This is a genomic window from Nocardioides sp. Bht2, assembly GCF_047308515.1.
Classification (GTDB): Bacteria; Actinomycetota; Actinomycetes; order Propionibacteriales; family Nocardioidaceae; genus Nocardioides.
Genome location: NZ_JBLBWI010000043.1, coordinates 1 through 600, shown reverse-complemented (window position 1 = coordinate 600; position 600 = coordinate 1). Strand labels below are relative to the sequence as shown.

The window sequence follows — 600 nt, the reverse complement described above, 5'->3', positions numbered from 1 at the left end:
GGCCCCCGAAGGTTTCGACCGGGTGTTCATGGTCAACAGCGGCACCGAGGCCAACGACCTGGCGATTCGCCTGGCCTGGGCCTACAGTGGCGGGCGCGATCTGCTCAGTGTGCTGGAGGCCTACCACGGCTGGTCGGTGGCCACCGATGCCATCTCCACGTCGATCGCCGACAACCCGCAAGCCCTGGAAACCCGCCCGGACTGGGTTCACCCGGTCGAAGCACCGAACACCTTCCGCGGCCGCTTCCGCGGGGCCGACAGCGCCGCCGACTACCTGCAAGACGTCGATGCCAAGCTGGTTGACCTCGACGCCCGTGGCCGTCAGCTGGCGGGCATCATCTGCGAACCGGTGTACGGCAATGCCGGCGGTATCTCGCTGCCCGCAGGCTACCTGCGCGCAGCCTATGCCAAGGTCCGCGCCCGCGGCGGGGTGTGCATCGCCGACGAAGTGCAGGTGGGTTATGGCCGCCTGGGCGAGTACTTCTGGGGCTTCGAGGAACAGGGCGTGGTGCCGGACATCATTACCATGGCCAAGGGCATGGGTAACGGCCAGCCGCTGGGCGTGGTCATCACCCGTCGCGAAATCGCCGAGGCGCTGGA

Annotated in this window: 1 protein-coding gene; it reads left to right on the top strand. The window is 67.8% G+C overall.

Annotation, left to right across the window (positions count from 1 at the left end; genetic code table 11):
- A partial coding sequence (locus ACLM5J_RS20840) for an aminotransferase class III-fold pyridoxal phosphate-dependent enzyme (protein WP_413658599.1) occupies positions 1-600 on the top strand: 600 nt, incomplete at both ends.